Annotated in this window: 15 protein-coding genes; 8 read left to right on the forward strand and 7 right to left on the reverse strand. The window is 59.4% G+C overall.

Going from position 1 to position 17,728, the window contains the following annotated elements; all coding sequences use genetic code 11:
* Nucleotides 1-5 precede the first annotated feature (5 nt).
* From AC6FTP_RS06860 to AC6FTP_RS06870, 3 genes are all read right to left on the reverse strand, one after another.
* Entirely contained in the window at nucleotides 6-866 is an 861-nt protein-coding gene (locus tag AC6FTP_RS06860) for a hypothetical protein (protein WP_497206164.1), read from the reverse strand.
* Nucleotides 867-889: 23 nt separating this feature from the next.
* The gene (locus AC6FTP_RS06865; RefSeq protein WP_497206165.1) at nucleotides 890-1,240 is read right to left on the reverse strand and encodes a hypothetical protein; all 351 of its coding nucleotides are present in this window, start codon (nucleotides 1,238-1,240) and stop codon (nucleotides 890-892) included.
* 116 nt (nucleotides 1,241-1,356) lie between these two features.
* On the reverse strand, nucleotides 1,357-2,133 hold the full coding sequence (locus AC6FTP_RS06870; protein ID WP_497206166.1) for an NIPSNAP family protein: 777 nt from the start codon (nucleotides 2,131-2,133) through the stop codon (nucleotides 1,357-1,359).
* Between the two features lie 138 nt (nucleotides 2,134-2,271).
* Here AC6FTP_RS06870 and AC6FTP_RS06875 point away from each other — a divergent pair, with 138 nt between their 5' ends.
* Both AC6FTP_RS06875 and AC6FTP_RS06880 read left to right on the forward strand, forming a co-directional pair.
* On the forward strand, nucleotides 2,272-3,660 hold the full coding sequence (locus AC6FTP_RS06875) for an O-antigen ligase family protein (RefSeq protein ID WP_497206167.1): 1,389 nt from the start codon (nucleotides 2,272-2,274) through the stop codon (nucleotides 3,658-3,660).
* A 9-nt stretch (nucleotides 3,661-3,669) separates the two neighbouring features.
* Nucleotides 3,670-5,532, forward strand: coding sequence for a SulP family inorganic anion transporter (locus tag AC6FTP_RS06880; RefSeq protein WP_497206168.1), 1,863 nt, complete (start codon nucleotides 3,670-3,672; stop codon nucleotides 5,530-5,532).
* 1 nt (nucleotide 5,533) lies between these two features.
* Here the strand turns inward: AC6FTP_RS06880 and AC6FTP_RS06885 are convergent, their stop codons facing one another.
* Entirely contained in the window at nucleotides 5,534-6,235 is a 702-nt protein-coding gene (locus tag AC6FTP_RS06885; RefSeq protein WP_497206169.1) for a metallophosphoesterase, read from the reverse strand.
* A 421-nt stretch (nucleotides 6,236-6,656) separates the two neighbouring features.
* Between AC6FTP_RS06885 and AC6FTP_RS06890 the strand changes: the two genes are divergently transcribed.
* From AC6FTP_RS06890 to AC6FTP_RS06900, 3 genes are all read left to right on the forward strand, one after another.
* Nucleotides 6,657-6,860 carry a hypothetical protein gene (locus tag AC6FTP_RS06890; RefSeq protein WP_497206170.1) on the forward strand — a complete coding sequence of 68 codons (204 nt, stop codon included), beginning with the start codon at nucleotides 6,657-6,659 and terminating at the stop codon, nucleotides 6,858-6,860.
* 60 nt (nucleotides 6,861-6,920) lie between these two features.
* A complete protein-coding gene (murA, locus tag AC6FTP_RS06895) occupies nucleotides 6,921-8,186 on the forward strand; it encodes a UDP-N-acetylglucosamine 1-carboxyvinyltransferase (protein ID WP_497206171.1) in 1,266 nt (421 codons plus the stop codon).
* A gap of 471 nt (nucleotides 8,187-8,657) precedes the next feature.
* A complete protein-coding gene (locus tag AC6FTP_RS06900) occupies nucleotides 8,658-9,950 on the forward strand; it encodes a DUF1501 domain-containing protein (RefSeq protein WP_497206172.1) in 1,293 nt (430 codons plus the stop codon).
* Between the two features lie 159 nt (nucleotides 9,951-10,109).
* Here the strand turns inward: AC6FTP_RS06900 and AC6FTP_RS06905 are convergent, their stop codons facing one another.
* Nucleotides 10,110-11,552: a DUF1501 domain-containing protein gene (locus AC6FTP_RS06905; protein ID WP_497206173.1), complete on the reverse strand. Its 1,443-nt coding sequence runs from the start codon at nucleotides 11,550-11,552 to the stop codon at nucleotides 10,110-10,112.
* A 157-nt stretch (nucleotides 11,553-11,709) separates the two neighbouring features.
* Here AC6FTP_RS06905 and AC6FTP_RS06910 point away from each other — a divergent pair, with 157 nt between their 5' ends.
* The 3 genes from AC6FTP_RS06910 to AC6FTP_RS06920 all read left to right on the forward strand — a co-directional run bounded on the left by AC6FTP_RS06910 (nucleotide 11,710) and on the right by AC6FTP_RS06920 (nucleotide 16,554).
* Nucleotides 11,710-12,528, forward strand: a complete 819-nt coding sequence (locus AC6FTP_RS06910) for an outer membrane lipoprotein-sorting protein (RefSeq protein ID WP_497206174.1) — start codon at nucleotides 11,710-11,712, stop codon at nucleotides 12,526-12,528.
* A 34-nt stretch (nucleotides 12,529-12,562) separates the two neighbouring features.
* On the forward strand, nucleotides 12,563-15,301 hold the full coding sequence (locus tag AC6FTP_RS06915) for an MMPL family transporter (RefSeq protein WP_497206175.1): 2,739 nt from the start codon (nucleotides 12,563-12,565) through the stop codon (nucleotides 15,299-15,301).
* Nucleotides 15,302-15,378: 77 nt separating this feature from the next.
* Nucleotides 15,379-16,554, forward strand: a complete 1,176-nt coding sequence (locus AC6FTP_RS06920; RefSeq protein WP_497206176.1) for a serine hydrolase domain-containing protein — start codon at nucleotides 15,379-15,381, stop codon at nucleotides 16,552-16,554.
* Between the two features lie 54 nt (nucleotides 16,555-16,608).
* Here the strand turns inward: AC6FTP_RS06920 and AC6FTP_RS06925 are convergent, their stop codons facing one another.
* Together AC6FTP_RS06925 and AC6FTP_RS06930 are read right to left on the reverse strand one after the other, a co-directional pair.
* On the reverse strand, nucleotides 16,609-16,911 hold the full coding sequence (locus AC6FTP_RS06925; protein WP_497206177.1) for a hypothetical protein: 303 nt from the start codon (nucleotides 16,909-16,911) through the stop codon (nucleotides 16,609-16,611).
* A 100-nt stretch (nucleotides 16,912-17,011) separates the two neighbouring features.
* Nucleotides 17,012-17,728, reverse strand: a complete 717-nt coding sequence (locus AC6FTP_RS06930; protein WP_497206178.1) for a peptidylprolyl isomerase — start codon at nucleotides 17,726-17,728, stop codon at nucleotides 17,012-17,014.

Raw genomic sequence — 17,728 nt, forward strand, 5'->3', positions numbered from 1 at the left:
GGGGGTTATTGACCCGTTTGATGTTTCATTTCAGCCCTGTTTTTGACCTTGGACACGGCTTCTGGATTGTTTTTTCTGAAAGGGGACGATGTGCCGAGTGCAGGTGGCGCTGCGGTTCCGCTCGCGCCGACTCTTTCCCAGCCTTTGCCGGGGGTATAGACTCTTCCCAAAGATTGGATCTGGCCTGCCACTGGGGCCGACCCGGAAGGCGCTGCCGAACTGGTGGCGGGAGGAGTTCCCGCTTCGTCGTCACCCTGGGTTGATGCCGCCGGTGCATTGCTCATGCCTAGACGCGCGACACGATCACTCGCCGAGGTGATGGAACTGGTCTCCTTGCGGTCTTTGGAAATCGTTCCGATTCCACCGGGATTGAAGCCGTATCGGAGCCGGTCTTGAATCTCAGCGGGAAGCTCTGCCGTGGGAATTTTGGACACCCCTTCGGAGTGCTGAAAAACGGTAATTTCTTCATCCAGCGATTGAATTTTAGCGTTCTTCAGACGCTGGCCCGAAGATAAAGCAACCTCACTTAATGTGGTGCCGACAAGTTCATTGCGTGCGCGCTCAATGGAGCTTTTGAAGTTTTTGGCGACATTGGTGCGCTCAAGCCGAGTCGCGGCGATTTCATTTCGAAGAGTTGTGTTGTCTTTCTCGATGATGGCGGCAGCAGAAATGAGGGCGGCGGCCTCCTTGCGGGCGGTGAGCCAGGCCTTGGCCTGCTTGATGCTTTCCTCGACCACGGCAGACTGCTGGCGGGCTGAGATGACATCTTTCTGGGCTTCATCAATGTCCATGGTATAGGACCAAAAGCTGGCTCCAGCGATGATGGCCACGAGGCAGAGGCCGTAAATGATGACTTTTGCATCCATAGGTAGTGTGGGTGGAGATGAGTTTACCGGAGGTGGCGGGCGCGATACTCATCGAGTTCTTTTTGGAGGGCCTCGACATCCTTTTGGGCCGAGGCTTTTTCCTCTGTCAGGCTGATGGTTTCCTCACGCAGAGTTTTGATCCTGGCACGCAGTTGATCCATGTGTGACTGCTGGGGGTAGTTATAGTTGCCCAAATTGCCTACTGCCGCAGATTCGGCCTGGAGTGATTTGAGGATGGCATTCTGTTCGGTGGTGCTGGCCTGAATTTGGACTGCCTCCACTTCGAGTTGCGCCTTCTTGCCACAGCCTGTGAGGAGCAGGGGAATCAGGAAAAGAACTCCGAGAGGGATGGCTGGATGGTGCGTAAACAGCATGGTCGAATAGGATGGGTATTAGTGGGAACTGCTCAAAATCACAAGCAGCAATCTAGCCATAACTAAACTGACCTAAGATGTGACACGTTAAGCGAAAAAAATCAATTTACTTGGTTTTAGCGGATCGGGGAGAAGTCCACAGCTCGCATGTAGATGCTCTTGACCCCGTCGGGATTTACGGTGAGCGGCCCGTCTTTTTCGGACTCACCTTTGGCTTGAATCCATTCAGGATCGGCACGGAAGGCGGTGAAAGAGGCCAGTCCTGCTGCTTTGCTGGCATGGGCTAGGATGTAGATGAGCTTCGTGTCAGCGCCTTTGTCAGCATCCGTGGGAGTCCAGTAGGCGATGTGCGACATGCCATGCTTGGTAAAAAGGCTCATTGTGTGGTTTTGGAAGCGGGCATGGAGGTTCGGAAGCTTGCCTGGAGGTGTGGTGTAGAGACGAAGTTCGAAGACTCGTTCCTGGCTGCCTGCACCGGTTTTCACCGGTGTGGAGTAGGGCGTGGTGGTGAGAAAGACCGAGTCGGGGGCTTTGGCGAGGATTTTGCCATCGGCCTCACTGGCTTTGCGCGCTGCCTGCCACTCCGGGTCTGAACCGAAGGCTTTCCAGCTTGCTTTGGCCGCATCCCGGCTGGCGTGGGCGACGATGTAGATCATGGTGTTGTCTGCTCCATCGGTCTTTTCCAATGGCACCCAGTAGCCGATGTTTTCGATGCCGTGCTTCTCAAAGAGGCGACAGGTGTGGTCTCGGAAACGCTTGAGCAGGGCATCGAGCTTGCCGTCGTTTGTCACATAAGTGCGCATTTCATAGACTTTGCCTTCGGCGGCAGTCAACGGGCTGACGGGCAGGAGTGTGGCGAGGGCGAAAAGGAGAAAGCTGGTGCGGCGGTTCATGGGTAGGGAAGGGGGAAGTTGTTTGGTCTCCCACGATCACGCTACACAGCCTGCGCGTATTGCAGGTAATCTTATGGAATCAAAGCTGCTCATGACAAACCGATGGCGATGAGTATGATCGTCCTTCCTTTTTGAAACATGTCTGAACGCCCCCCCTCTCCGGCAGTAAGCCTGACGTGGCAATTGAGTGAAGCCGTGCCTTTGAGCGTCACCGCGGATGCCATCTTGCGTCAGCGGCTTGCGGCTTTGAGCGCGATCGGGTTTCTGCTTGGCTATTATGCCATGCATAATCAGTGGGTTCAGGTGGTCTGGGTGGGACTGTGGACTGCCGCCTGGTTTTGGGAGGGCGGATTCCAGGAGTTTCTCGAAAGTTTGCGCCAGGACCGCTGGTTCGCGGCGGTGGCAGGCATGATGCTGCTGATGCTCGCCCGTTCGTCACTGCTGGAGTCGCCCGGCCTGACGATGCAGATGCTGTGGCGAGGCTGGCTGGGGGTCGGTTTGCTTTCGGTGGTGCTGATGACGCTCTGGAGTGTCGGGCGTCAGCCGCGCGCCCTGGTCTGGCTGGGGGTGCCCATGGTTGGAGTCGCGGCCCTCGCGGCTCTCGGCAGCATCCTGGTTTTTTATATGCTGGAAACGGAGGCCGTCTTCGGGGTGAGGCTGCGCAACTGGTTCATTTATGGCGGTTGGAATTCTGTCTGCACGGGGATGACCTTTGGATTTGCGGCGGTTTGGGCGTCCTATGCCTGGAATAAATCACAGGTTCGGGAGGAAAAGCTCATCTGGCTCGCTGCGGCGGTGACACTGATCATGGCGACGTTGCTGACGATGAGCCGCGGGGCAATTTTCGCTCTGGTGATGGCACACGCGGTGTGGATTCTGACACTTGGCTGGCGGGCGGCGCTGAAACCCTTGATGCTGCTGATCGGCTGCATCACCTTCTTCCAAGTGAGCGCGCCTGTTATCTCCAGTCTGGCCGCGCAGGATGTGTCAGAGAAATTAGGAATCGCAGCGTCAGATGTGACAGATGAAATGCTGGCAGATGGAGTTGTGGCCGCGAATCCAGCGGCGCGTGCTTTTGAGCGTTCGGACAATGGCCGATTCGCCATTTACGCAGCGGCTTTTAGCAGCATGACCACTTGGCAGGACTGGTTGTTTGGCAAAGGGCTGTGGTCGGAGAATGACTTTTGGTCCTGCTCTTTAGACTGGTATCCCGAGCATCTGCACAGCATTTTCATGGATGCTTTCGTGCGTGGTGGATTGCTTGGTCTGGCCGGGTTGTTGCTGATCATCGGCTGGGCTCTGCGGCGTGCTTTCCTGCTGGCTCGTGCAGGAGAGGAACTCTGGCTCGTGCTTGCCTCCTTTGGTATCACCGGTCTTGTGTTTGATGGAGACAGTGCCTTCTCCCTGCTGACGCTGCCTCGTTTTGAGACGCTGCTGCTTTGGGTGCCGCTGGTGATCGCCTCCGCGCGATACCAGATTGTTGAGAGACTGCGCAACGACTTTGCCAAGTCTGCGATCACGGCCTAGCTTCACTCTGTGTCTGGTCATCAGTCCCCTTCCTCCTGGCATCTGCTCCGCCACTTGTTGCGGCAGGGACGGACATGGCTGCGTGACATGCTCGCGAGCAACGCACTGGACCCTTTCCCCTTCCGCCGCTGGCTGAAAGGTTACGGGCCACGGCGGCTGAAGGCGGACGTGAAGGCCGCCTTTTCCGTGGCCCTGCTCGATCTGCCACAAGGCATGGCTTATGCGGCCATCGCCGGACTGCCTTTGCAGTTCGGCACGATGTGCGCCGCCGTTTCAGGCATGGTGGGCTCGCTGTTCGGCAGTTCACGCTACACGGTGCTCGGACCGACGAATGCGACCGCGTTCATGATCTTCTCCTACTTCGCCGCCGATCCGCAAATGGATCGTATCAGCATGATGCCGCTGCTCGTCTTCATGGTCGGCACACTCCTGCTGTTCGGCGCCTTTTTGCGCGTGGCTGAGCTGTCGCAATACATCAGTCGAACCGTCATCGTGGCCTATGTGACCGGGGCTTCGCTGCTTATCATTTCGAACCAGTTGGCGAACATCTTCGGCATCACCATGACGGTGACGATGGAGGATGGTAGTTCATTTCAGCGACGCACATTGCCGGGCATCCTCATCCATCTCGTCACCCATGCCACCGAGGCGCACTGGGAAAGCCTGGCTGTCGCGGCAGGAACGGCGCTGATCTACATTCTGGTTCGCCATTTGCGACCCGCCTGGCCTGCGCTAGCACTCAGTCTGGTTCTGGCATCGTTCATCGCTGTCGGCATGAACGGATTTGGCGTTGCGGTCGATACCTACTCGGATGCACGCTTCGGAATCTTTGATCTCCTGCCACCCTTTCCCGACTTTGTCTCTCCCCGTTTCTTTTCGGACTTTAGCCACCTCTTCGGCCTCGCTGTAGCGATTGCCTTCCTTGCCACGTTGGAGAGTTCATCCATGGCGAAGACACTCGCGAGCGTGAGCGGCCAGAAAGTGGATGCAAATCAGGACATGTTCAGTCTCGGCATGGCCAATCTGAGCTGTGCTTATCTTAGCGGGATGCCGTGTTCCGGTTCACTCACGCGCAGCGCGCTAAATTTCCAGAGTGGCGCTCGCACGCCGCTTTCGGCATTTTTCAATGGCCTGCTTTGCCTCATTGGCGCGCTTACCCTCGGACATCTCGTGGGCTACATCCCCCGCGCCTCGCTGGCCGTGCTGATCATTTGCGTCGCTATCTCACTGATCAATCGCAGGAATATTCGCATCTGTCTGAGCGCCACGGGGTCTGATGCGCTGGTCTTTCTAGTCACCCTGTCGGCCACGCTTCTGGTGCCGTTGCATGTGGCCATCTTCACAGGTGTAGGCATGTCCGTGGTGCTCTATTTGCGCAAAGTCAGCCAGCCCACGCTGATCGAGTATGAGTTCAACCAGGAGGGAAATCTCGCTGAAGCTGCCCGGCCGGGTGTGCGGGCCAATCCCGCCGTTTCCATCGTCCACGTCGAAGGGGAACTCTTCTTCGGTGCGGCGGATCTCTTCCGCACGCAGATCCAGCGCACATGCAGTGACCCGAACCTGCGCATCATCATCCTGCGGCTGAAGAGCGCCCGCCATCTGGATGCCACCTGCGTCATCGCCATCGAGGAACTTGTGAGCCTGCTCCGGCGTGACGGGCGCGATCTGCTCATCAGCGGCGTGATGAAGGATGTCTATCGAGTGCTGCGCGACTCCGGCCTCATCGACACCATCGGCAAAGACAACATCTTCCCCGCCAGCCCGAGCAACCCAAACCTCGCCACGCGCAACGCTCTGAAGCGTGCCCAGCAGATTCTTGGCACCACCGAGGCGGACGTGAAGATCTTTTTTGATCCCACCAAGAAAACCTAGTTCACAGGGCGCTCCATACACGACCTGGAGCGCAAACCCAGGTGCCGACACGCTCGTGTACGGATTCATATTTCCCGCCAGCGGCCCAGGGTGAAAAGGCGGGCAGGATCCAGCGCTGTGTTTTCGGCGACGTCTGCTCCTGGATCAGCGCAGGCAGGCGCAGTTGCAGGCCGGCACCATCTCTAAAACGCACTGAGGGATGCTCATGCCCGGTAATCACGACGCCAGCGTGCTCGGAAAGCGGCAGATGCCCATGCTCAAAGAGAAATGCCCCTTCGCGGTGCGACTTTACAAAAGTCCGACCTCTGCGTAAGCCGACGCGGTCATGATTACCCTCGACACAGATCAGCGGCACCTCCTCACGCAGGCGATCCAGAAGTGACAGTGTCTCCTCTGCCGAGGCTCCGCCATCCATGATGTCACCCACCAGGATGAGTCGCTCCGGACGGTGATCTCTCAGCAGACTCATCAGTACCGTCTCACACTGGCTCATGCCCCAGTCTGGCATCAGCACGCCGCCGCGGGCGCGCCGCACCTCATAGCCGAAGTGGATGTCCGCCACCGCCATCCAACCCTGCGTCACATGCACCAGAGCCCGTCGCGCATCCAAGATCACTCCAGGGGAGATCTCCTTCCGAGCCGCAGGCGTGCAGGTGGGGAGTGAAGGAGCGGGGGGGCGGACACGGGGAGATTTGACGAACATGTAGGGAGTGGATGGCTGGAGCTGTTCCAGCGGGGACGCTGCATGTAGTTCAGATCGGTCCTGCGAGCGATGGCTTTCGATACCCATGGATGGGTTTTGTTTAGGCCCGGTCTTTTTCATGTCTCTGTATGTAATGCCGAGTTTTCGCCCGACTTCAAAAGAGAAGGCGACTCATCGCCTCGTCATGCAGTCAGCAGCAATTCGATGCCAGATGGCCGGGGCTGTTCGGTCACTTTTTGAAGAAAAATCAAAAAAAGTGCATTTTCTGCGTAACGCACACAGAGCTTTCCGGTATTCCATATGTGTCCACAGGTCACTACATGCCAAAAATCGACTTTCACGGTGTCTGATCAAAGCAGGTGTGGCCTGTGGGCGGTTTATCCCCCACAATTGCATGTCGTTACATCCCACGTCACATGCTATGACTTGGACTGCGACATCTAGCCTTCCCAGCCTAGCCTTCGCATCTCAAGAACTCGTTGACGCATCGCGCCAAAGCGAGATCGAGCGTCTCCGAAATGGCGGCGAACACGCCGATCATACAGAGGATTTTACCTTCTATGTCATTCTGCCCCTGCTGCTTTTGCTCGGCCTCACGGTGCTCGGACGCCGCATCATCTCCTGACGGGAGCCCCACTTCCTGCTTGCCTCACGCCTCTGGCAGGGCAAAGACGGGCCGACTCTCATGGAAAAACTCATCGTCCACGGCGGCGCGCCTCTGAAGGGCCGCGTCAACATCAGCGGCTCGAAGAACTCGTCCCTGCCCATCCTCGCAGCCACGCTCCTCACCAAGGACACCTGCACCATCCGCCGTGTGCCGGATTTGAGCGATACGAACTACATGGTCCGCATCCTCGGTGAACTCGGTGCCGAAGTGGAGCGCGCCAGCGGCGTCGTTGTCGTGAAGGCGGAGAAAATCAAATCCGTGGCCCCCTACGACCTCGTCCGCAAAATGCGCGCCTCCATCTGCGTGCTCGGACCGCTTACGGGCCGCCTGCGAAAATGCACCGTCTCTCTCCCTGGCGGCTGCGTCATTGGAGATCGCCCCGTGGATCTCCATCTCAAGGGCCTCGAAGCCCTTGGAGCTGAAATCCAGGTCGAAGGCGGCGACATCCGCGTCAATGCGCCGAAGAAAACCTTCAAAGGCAGCACCATGAACCTCATGGGCAAACACGGTTCCACCGTGCTCGGCACCGACAACATCATGATGGCCGCCGTTCTCGCCAAAGGCATCACCGTCATCGAAGGCGCCGCCGCCGAACCCGAAGTGGAAGACCTCGCCAACTTCCTGATCAAGATGGGGGCCAAAATCGAAGGTGCAGGCACCAATCGCATCACCATCGAAGGCGTCAAAGAACTTCACGGAGCCGAGCACACCGTCATTCCCGACCGCATCGAAGCCGGAACCTTCCTCTGTGCCGGAGCCATGATCGGCGAGGGCATCACGATCAAGCGAGTCATGCCCGAGCATCTCAAAACCGTCACCGACGTGCTAAAGAAGTGCGGCTTCCCCATCGAGATCGGCAAAGACAGCATCTCCATCGCCCCGAATCCAGCGGCGAAGGGCTTCAATCTCACCACGCTCTGCTACCCCGGCTTCCCCACGGACATGCAGGCGCAGTTCTGCGCGCTTGCATGCGTTATCAATGACGTCTCCACCATCACCGAGACCATCTTCCCACAGCGCTTCATGCATGTGGCTGAGATGAAACGCATGGGGGCTGATATTGATCTTCAAGGCGCGACCGCCCGCATTCGTGGCGGAGCCAGCATGAAAGGTGCCCCCGTCATGGCCAGCGATCTCCGCGCCTCCGCCGCCCTCGTCCTCGCAGGTCTCGTCACCGAAGGACGCACCGACGTGAACCGCCTTTATCACATCGACCGTGGCTACGAGCATCTCGATGACAAGCTCGCTGGTCTCGGCGCACAGCTCGAGCGCGTGAAGGAGTAGGTCGGCTCCGTGATCCTCGGCATCTCTAAATTCGGCCGTTTGCATCTTTTTCAGGATCGTCGGGACGCCCATATCGCATCCACGACATCGAACCACCGAAACGTTTTTTCTTTGGGCTTTTGATCGGCATTAGCCGTTTCGAACTCATCTTGGATCCCCTTTCAGGGCCACAGCATGGGCATTTGGCTAGCCTATTGATGCGCGTCCATCAGCGCCAGCACCGCGCCGCCTTTCATGCCCGGCAGCCGCGCCCCTGGCCGCTTTCGGCAGGATTTGGGCTGCGTGATGGCCTTTTTACCTGTGCCCGCACCGCCTGGTTTTTTCGCTGGGTAGGATCAGGTTTCATCGAACGTTGAACTTGGAACTAACCGCCGAGCACACCCGGCCTGAGCTGCTCTGCGAGGGTGGGTTTTTTTTCTGCAAGGTGGACGGGGCGGGGGCGTTTATGGGCGCCGATCTCCATTCCCCCCCATGGCTCATTCTTCTGATCTCTCCCGCCGCGTCTTTGTCACAAAGGCTGCGCAGTCCTTCCTCGGTGTCACCGCGCTCAGCCAGCTCGGCGGCAAGGCCTTTGCCGTTCCTGGTGAAAACACCAGCGCGCTGAAGCAGGTGCCGACCGCCCGCAACGTGATTTATCTCTACATGAAGGGGGGGATGAGCCATCTGGACACCTGGGATCCGAAGCCTGAGAATGCCGGTGTGATGGGCCTGACCAAGACGATCAACACGAATGTGGATGGCATCCGCCTCAGCGAGAATCTGCCGCTGATGGCGCGTCAGGCGGACAAGGTGGCGATCATCCGCAGCATGACCTCCAACCAGGGGGCGCATGAGCAGGGAGAGTACTTCCAACGCACGAGCTACACGCTGCGCAGCAGCATCAAGCACCCAGCGATGGGGGCGTGGCTGGAGAAATTCCAGGGCCGTGGCAACCCCACGCTGCCCGGCAGTGTGATGATCGGCAATGACAGCCGCCATCCCGGCGCGGGTTTCTTTGAGGCGAAGTTTGCCCCGCTCATGATCAATGATCCTGAAAGCGGCATCGCCAATGTGCGCCCGAACAACTGGTTCACCGAAGAGCGCATGATGAACCGTCTCCAGGTGGCGAAGGGTCTCGATGCGAAGTTTGCCGAGACCTACAATGTGAAGAATGTGCGCGCCTACAGCGACATGTATGACGACGCGATCAAGATGATGAAGAGCGAGGAACTGAAGGCCTTCGACCTCGATTCCGAAGACGCGAAGCTGCGCGACAAGTATGGCCGCGACCGCTTCGGCCAGGGCTGCCTTCTGGCCCGTCGCCTCGTCGAGCATGGCGTGCGCCACATCGAAGTGACCTTTGGAAGCTGGGACACGCACAATGCTAACTTCACCCGTGTGCCTGAGCTGGCGGATGAACTCGACGCCGCTCTGAGCACCCTGCTGCAGGATCTGGAGTCACGCGGGATGCTGAAGGAAACGCTGGTCGTGCTCGCCACGGAGTTTGGCCGCACGCCTGAGATCAATCAGAACGACGGCCGCGATCACCATCCGGCGGGCTTCAGTTGTGTGCTCGCCGGCGGCGGCATCCGTGGCGGTCAGGTCCATGGTGCCACGGATGAGCAGGGCGACAAGGTGGCGGAGAATGCCGTCAATGTCCCCGATCTCAACGCCACCATCGGCTACGCCCTCGGCCTGCCGCTGGATCAGGTGCTTTACTCGCCCTCGAAGCGTCCTTTCACCGTGGCAGACAAGGGCAAACCTCTCGCGACGCTCTTTGGCTGAGACACGCTTGCTAAGCCCCCTAACGGTCGTGCTCAAATGGCAGCAGGTAGGCAGGAAACAGATGCCTGCCTTCCTCATCATGATTTCTGTTTGGAGGCTGCGTTGGAGGTTTTTGCCAGGGGCTCATCCCACGGGGCATTTCTCTCTTTCCCAGCAGGCTCAAGCCAGCAACTCCGTGACCACTCGCGCCTGCGGATTCTCGACGAGAACCTGCTCGGTGCCGTTGCGTTTGTAGCTGAGCTTTTTGGCATCGAGACCGAAGAGGTGGAGCAGGGTGGCGTGGTAGTCGTAGTGGTTGACCACATCTTTGACGGCGTGGTGGCCGAACTCGTCGGTAGCACCGTGGGCGTGACCGGCTTTGAAGCCGCCACCGGCGACCCACATGCTGAAGCCGTAGGTGTTGTGGTCACGACCGACACTGGCGCGGCCTTTGGCTCCGGCACGGTTTTGGATGACGGGGAGTCGGCCCATCTCGCCGCCCCAGTGAACGATGGTGGTGTCGAGCAAGCCGCGCTGCTTGAGATCCATGACGAGGGCGGCGGCGGGTTGATCGACCTGAAGGCAGGCTGTTGGCAGACCGGTGAGGATGCTGCTGTGATGATCCCAGGTCTGGTTGCCGGTGAAGATGGAGACGAAGCGGACGCCGCGCTCGACGAGCCGACGGGCGATGAGGCAGCGCTTGCCGAACTCTTCGGTGGCGGGTTTGTCGATGCCGTAGAGTTTTCTCGTGGCCTCGCTCTCCTGCATGATGTCGAGCGCTTCTTTGGCGGCGGTTTGCATGCGAGCGGCGAGCTCGAAGCTCTGGATGCGGGCCTCGAGATCGGTCTCACCGGGGCGTGAGTCGGCGTGCTCGCGGTTGAGGCGATTCACGAAGCTGAGGTAGCGGGCCTGCGCTTCGCCTTTGAGCGACATGGGCGGGTCGAGATTGAGGATGCGGGGCTCTTTGGACCTGACGACGGTGCCCTGGAACATGGAAGGGAGCCAGCCGTTGGAAAAGTTGTCCACGCCGAGCACGGGCAGTCCGCGTGGGTCGGTGAGGGCGACGTAGGCGGGCAGATCTTGGTTTTCGCTGCCGAGTCCATAGGTGAGCCAGGAGCCGAGGGTGGGGCGTCCGCCGACAATCTGGCCGTTGAGCAGGGCGTAGATGGACTGGCCGTGGTTGTTCACACCGGTGTGCATGGAGCGGATGAGCGTCATCTCATCGGCGATGCTGCCCATGTACGGGATGAGGTCGCTCATCTCGGTGCCGCATTGGCCGCGGGGCTTGAACTTCCACTGCGGCCCCATGACCTCGCGGCTGGCACCCGCGGCGTCGTCATACTTCACCTCGCCGGGGAAGTCTTTGCCATCCAGCTTCATGAGCTCGGGCTTCGGCTCGAACATATCGATGTGGCTCGGTCCGCCCTGCATGAACATGGAGATCATCGCCTTCGCCTGACCGAAGCCGTGGGCGGGCTTGGGCGTGAGGTCGAAATGCTGCTGGCCGCCAGCGAGTGCGGGATTGGCGAGGAGGCCCTCCTTTTGCAAAAGGGTGGCGAGCGCGATGGTGCCCATGCCATAGGCACCGGAGAGAAACTGACGACGGTCGATGGGGAACGACATGCGGTATCTACGCGCGCCGGAGGTGGAGTTTAGCGTTGAGGTGAAGGCGTGTGACGAGAACGTCACAAACGCACTGAAGCATGGAATGACGGGACCAGATAAAACCATGAGCATGATGTCTCCATTCTCCTCTCTGGCTGTGCTGAATTCCTGTTTGATGGCTTTGATCCTCACGGTCACTGTGTCCGCGCAGGATGACGCAGCCATGACGGCTGAGGCGATCGTGAAGCGCTACTCGGAGGGTAACCAGTCCAAGTCGGAGATGGCCTATGTGAAGATGGAGACGCAGCTTCCTGACGCTCCTGCCACCGAGCGTCGCATCCTGCTGGCTTATCAAAAGCAGGGCGAAGGTGAGTCGATGTTCATGCGTCTGCTCTTCCCAAAGGAAGTGGAAGGTGTGACGCTGCTGGCGACGACCTCGGAGAAGCAGGAGCTGGCGTATCACTTCTTCCTCCCGGCTCTGGGCAAGATGAAGCAACTGACGCCTGAAGCCCGCCAGGGTTCCTTCCTCGGCTCGGACTACACCTTTGAAGATCTGCTGCGCGAGGTGCCTGAATGGCATGAATACAAGCGCCTCGCCGATGGCGAAGTCGAGGGCTCAGCCTGCTATGTAGTGCGTGCCAGCGAAAGCCGCAAAGACGTGGAAAGTGCGTATGCCTTCCGTGATCTGTTCATCGAGAAAGGCAGCTTCCACCTGCGCAAGATCGCCTATTACGACAGCAAGGAGAGTCTGGTGAAGCTGCTGACCGCTTCGGGCTATGATTCCAAGGAAGTGAAGGGCAAAACCACACGCCCGCGAGTGGCGGTGATGCAATCGGTGGAGTCAAAGAGCAAGACCACCTTCACCGTGATCGAAGGACGTGTGGATGAGGACATCGACGCGGAATACTTCACGCCGAAGAAGCTGGAGAACTGGCCGCTGCTGGATGTGGAGGAGTTCATCTTCGATCTGGGCATCTCCGTGGATGTGAACTGAGCCAGCCGCTTCTGAACCGCGATACCCAATCTCTGTGATCCGCCTGGCTCTCCTCTCCTGGGAACGCAAATATCTCTGCACGCTACTCGTCATGGGTTTGACGTTGGCAGCGTTCCCGCTGGCTCAACGTGTGAAGCTGGATCTCGGTGTCGAGAGTCTGTATCCCACGGCAGGGCTGTCGGTGACGGAGTATGAAAAAGCACGCACAGCCTTTGGCACCGATGAGGTGGCGGCGATCTATGCAGAGGATGCGCGACTCTTCACGCCGGAGCGATTGGCCGAGCTAAATGAGATCCACAAGCAGCTCACGAAGCTGCCCTTTGTGGCAAAGGTGGAGAGTCTTTTCACCCTGCCGGATCTGCGGGATCAGGGCGGCATGATCAGCACGGCACCAGTGCTGGCACGTCTGCCAAAGACGGCTGAGCAGGCCGCGAAGGCGAAAGAGCGGGCAGTGACGAATCCACTGCTGCGCGGCCAACTCGTGGCGGAGGATGGCACGGCGCTCATGATGATCCTGCGCCTCTCGCCGAAGTATCGCGAGATGAAGATGGAGGACGCGGTGAAGGCGCTGGATGCCATCCTGGCACCGCATCAAGCCTCCTTTGCACGGCTCTTCCAGATCGGCGATCCCTTCACGCAATCCTGGATGCGCGAGCGGCTTGCAGCGGATCAGCGACTCATCCTGCCACTGGCTTTGGTGATCGTGCTCGTGCTGCTGACGATCACGCAGCGGAACTTCTGGGCAGGCATTCTGCCGATCATCAATGCCGCCGTCGCGATCCTCTGGACGGCGGCGCTGATGCAGACCTTTGGCATCCCGGTGAACTTCCTGAACTCAATCCTGCCCGCCCTGATCGTCATCATCGGAGCCACGAGTGATGTCCACTTCGTCCATGAGTTCCGTGATCATCTGAGGCAAGGAATGAATGGCGCAGAGGCGATGCAGGCCACGGTGAAAAGCCTGTCTCTGCCGATGATGCTCACGTCCTGCACCACCGTGCTCGGCTTTGCCACCACAGCGCTGAATGAGCTGCCCATCCTGCGTGACTTCGGCATGGCGGCCACGCTGGGCATGAGCGGACGCTTTTTGATCTCGATGTTCTTCCTGCCCGCGCTGCTGCGCATGCTTCTGCCCTTCATGATGCCGCGTGCTGGCAGTGCATCTGCCAATGATGAAGGCTGGGCTGCACGCATTGCTTCAGCGCTGGTGAGCTTCCTGCTGGCACACACGCGAGCGATCATGGTCGTGCTGGCAATCATCTGCGCGACGGCGCTGTGGCAGGCACGCAGCATCTGTGCGGGAAATGATTTGCAGTCCTTCATCCGTCCTGACTCACCCGTGCGGGTGCGTGATGCGGCAGTGACTGACAAGCTCGCGGGCCTGACCATGCTCAATCTCACACTTCAGGTAGATCCTGGCGAGTTCCTGGAGCCGCGTGCTTTGAAGCAGCTCGAAGCCGTGGCTGCCCGTCTGCGTAAAGTCGATGGCATCTCCGCCGTGACTTCCTTTGCTGATCTGCTGGCGCGCATGAACTCGCAGCTCCGTGGTGGTGATGCCCGCTTTGAGCGTGTGCATGATGAAGCCGCTGCCGTGCAACAGATGATGCTCTTTCTGCATGCCAAAGATTACCAGGCCTACCTGACGCCGGATCACTCCCTGGCCTGCGTGCAATTGCGCTGCGACTTCACCGACTCAGGTCGTCTTCTAGCCTTGGAGCGTGAGATCCGCGCGATCATGGATGATCGCAGCTTCAATACGAACAGCTACACGCTCACCGGCAGCGCCCTTCTGGTGGCGACAGCCACGGAGTCGATCACCAGCGGGCAAATCTCATCGCTCGGTAGCATGATGGTCATGGTCTTCCTCATTGTGTGGGGACTTTTCCTTTCCGCTCGCTGCGGGGTCATCACACTCATCGTGAATGTGTTCCCCGTGGCGATGATCTTTGGGATCATGGGCATCGCAGGCATCCCGCTGAATGTCGGCACCTGCATGGTCGCAGCGATCACGCTCGGCATTGCGGTGGATGACACCTTGCACCTGCTTGTGCGCTTCAATCGCGAGGCCCGCGAGCTGAAGGATGAACGCCGTGGCATCGAGGTCGCGATCCGTGAAGAACTCGCCCCGATCTCCACGACCACCATCGCACTCGCGTCCGGCTTCGCCGTGCTCGGTCTCTCCAGCTTCCAGCCCGTGCGAGAGTTCGGCCTGCTGAGTTCCGGCGTCATGGTGCTCGGTCTGATCACAGACATGATCGTCACGCCCGTGATGTTTGGGCGTACACGCATCGTGACTTTGTGGGACGTGCTCGGCTTGAATGTGCGACGCTCCTTGATCGAGACCTCACCCTTCTTTGCCGGGCTGAGTGGCTGGCAGGCAAGGCGACTGATCCTGGCCTCGAATGTGGTGGAGCATCGCGCGGGTGAAGTGCCCGTGAAGGCGGGTGATGTCGGCAAATCTCTTTACGTCGTGCTTTCAGGCGAGCTGGAAGCCAGTGTCGATAGTCCCGAAGGTCGTGTCCTGCTCACCGAGATGCATCCCGGCGATGTCTTTGGAGAGATGGCCTTCGTCACCCAGCAACGTCGCACGGCGGATGTCACCGCTCGCACGGATGCCAAGCTGCTGAAGATCAACTTCGACGAACTCGCCCGCCTGCGTCGCTTCTCGCCCTATCTGGCCTCAAGGCTCCTCTTCAATATCTCACGCATCGTTTGTGAACGTGCTGCGCGTCCTGGTGTGTCGTCAGGCAAGACCGTGGCGCTGACGTCGTAGCCTTCGTGAAAAAATGGGCATGACGCATGTCTGCCCATCACCTGAAACACCGGGAGATTGCATCACGTTGATCGAGGATGCTCCTTCGTTCACTTACCGCCTTTGTTCTCCTCGCCACGTCTGCCTTTGCTCTCGATGCGGCCAAACTCGCCCACATCCAACCTGCCATGGAGCAGGCGGTGGCGGCCAAACAGGCGGCGGGTGTGGTGACGCTGGTGATGGAGAAAGGGAAGGTGGTTCACCACGAGGCGGCGGGCATGGCGGACATCGCTGTGGGGAAAGAGATGCCCAAGGACGCGCTCTTTTGGATCGCCTCGATGACGAAGTCGGTGAATGCGACGACGATCATGATTCTCGTGGATGAAGGGAAGCTCTCACTGGATGAACCCGCCTCGAAGTGGCTGCCGGAACTCGGACAGATGAAGCTGGCGGACGGTTCGGTGCCGGAGAAAGCGATCACACTGCGGATGCTGCTGAGTCATACGGCAGGCATCGCCTTTCCTCCGCGCAAGCCGACGGATGGGGCGATCTCGTTGAAGTCCTATGTGGCGACTCTGGTGCGCGCGCCTTTGGCCTTCCAGCCAGGCAGCAGCTATGAGTATGGCTTCGGGCCGACGGTGGCAGGACGCATCCTGGAGATCGTTTCAGGCATGAAGTATGAAGACTTCATGCGCGAGCGTCTGCTGAAGCCGTTGGGGATGAAGGACACGATGTTCAATCCTGATGAGGCGCACCGGACACGAATCGCCCGAACCTATAAGATGGACGAGGACACGCATGAACTCGCGCCGGGCTACAATCCCTTCGTCACCAGTGATGCGAGCGTGACGCACATGGTGGAGCCCTCGGGCGGGCTCTTTTCCACAGCGGCGGACATGGGGCGATTCTACGCGATGATCGCCAATGGCGGCGAACTGGAGGGGGTGCGCATCCTCTCGGCGAAGTCGGTGAAGGACATGACGACTCCCGTGATGGCAGGCGGCAAGAAGCAGAGCTACGCCGTCGGCTGGCAGTGCAATACGGAGACTCAGCGCCCGTGCTCAGCGATGCCGGTGGGCAGCTTCGGGCATGGTGGGGCCTTTGCCACGAATGGCTGGATCGATCTTAAGCATCAGATCGTGACGGTCTTCATGGTGCAAAATGTCCTCGTGCCTGACAGTGGCAAGCCGAAGGACGCCTTTCAAAAGCTCGTCATGGAGGCTGCGGGTGTCACGGTGACTCCTCTGCCTGTGGCAAAGAAGGGGAAGAAGTGAGCGGCGGTCCGCACAGTTGCCTGTGCGGATGCCAAGCTCCGAACGGCTTCGAGACTACTTCTTTTCAGCGTCCACGCGGGCTTTCTCAGCAGCGGCGGCGGCATCGTTCTTAACCTTCTCGGCATCGAGCTGGGCCTGGGCGCTGACCTTGTTGGCTTCGATGTTGGCTTTGTCGATGGCGGCGTTGGCATCGGTCTGGGCGGTGGCTTCTTTGGCGGCGGCGGTCACGGCTTCTTGCTCGTGATCAATGGCCGTCTGCTTCGTGTCTGTGCGGGCGTCGATGGCGGCCTTCTGTTTGTTGCAACTGACGACGAGGAGCGTGGAGAGGGCGAGTGTGGTGAGCAGGATGGATTTCATGATGGGATGGACTTTGGGTTGATGGCATCTCCGCCGGATGGTGGAGGTGCGCGTGTCCAAGCTTGCCCGGCACCTGTCCATGCGACCATGGGGTGTAGTGCTACTTTTGCAGCGGCAACTGTTCGCGTGCGGCGAGATCGAGCAGCGCCTCGATCTCGGTGCGTGCTTCCTCAAAGGTTGCTGGGCGCGATTCCCGGCGCTCGGTGACGAGGAGAATGTGCCAGCCCAGCTTCGTCTCCAATGGAGCGCTGGTTTCACCGACGCGGAGCTTGGCGACATGACCCATGAAGTCGGCGGGCATCCGCGCGGCGCTGAGCCAGCCGAGATCGCCGCCGAGCGGTTTGCTGCGGGCATCTTCGGAATGCTGGGACACGAGCTTGGCGAAGTCGGTGCCGCTTTTCAGCTTTTCATGAATAGCGCGCATCTCGGCGCTGCGGTCCGGCTTCTTCGGATTGTGTCGAGTCAGAAAAAGGTGCGAGACGCGATGCAGAACGGGGATGCGGATTTCTTCGGCATGAGCGGCATACCAGGCACGGGCCTCGGCTTCGGTGATGGGCGGGATTTGCCTCTCGATCTGAGCTTCTTGGAGCTGGGCCTCGCGAATGCGCTGGCGCATGTCCCGCTCGGTGAGGTGCTGGAGGGCGAGCCGCTCGGCGCGGTCGATGTCGCCGAGATGGAACTGCTTTTGCCAGAGGTCGCTCTCTTCAGCGGCGGCTTCACTGACTTCGGCGGGCAGGGGGGCTGGACGCGAGTTCAGGATGATCCCTGCTACGATGAGCAGGACGAGAATCCCAAGGCTGATGACGAGACGTTTCAT

Source organism: Prosthecobacter sp. (genome assembly GCF_044378005.1).
Lineage (GTDB): Bacteria > Verrucomicrobiota > Verrucomicrobiia > Verrucomicrobiales > Verrucomicrobiaceae > Prosthecobacter.